Below are 259 nucleotides of genomic sequence, written 5' to 3'. Positions count from 1 at the left end.
ATTCGTGACTGGGGTGAAGTCGTAACAAGGTAGCCGTATCGGAAGGTGCGGCTGGATCACCTCCTTTCTAGAGTGGCACTGAGTTAGAAATAACTCGCCATCAAGCGTTCACACTTATCGACTGTAAATAAGAGAAGAACAGCATTTGGGGCTGTAGCTCAGCTGGTTAGAGCACCGTGTTGATAACGCGGGGGTCGTTGGTTCGAGTCCAACCAGCCCTACCAGTTTCTGCCTTGTAGTAAATCTCAGGGGGATTAGC

The 259-nt window shown here is 50.2% G+C and carries 1 tRNA gene and 1 rRNA gene; both read left to right on the top strand.

What is annotated here, in order from left to right:
- Window positions 1-67, top strand: a 16S ribosomal RNA gene (locus GTP27_RS23460); the annotation flags it as partial.
- Window positions 68-147: 80 nt separating this feature from the next.
- Window positions 148-224 (top strand) — tRNA-Ile (locus tag GTP27_RS23455).
- Window positions 225-259 lie beyond the last annotated feature (35 nt).

This window comes from Duganella qianjiadongensis (genome assembly GCF_009857915.1).
Classification (GTDB): domain Bacteria; phylum Pseudomonadota; class Gammaproteobacteria; order Burkholderiales; family Burkholderiaceae_D; genus Rugamonas; species Rugamonas qianjiadongensis.
The sequence above is the reverse complement of the archived record's forward strand: the minus strand, read 5'-3'. Positions and strand labels throughout refer to the sequence as shown.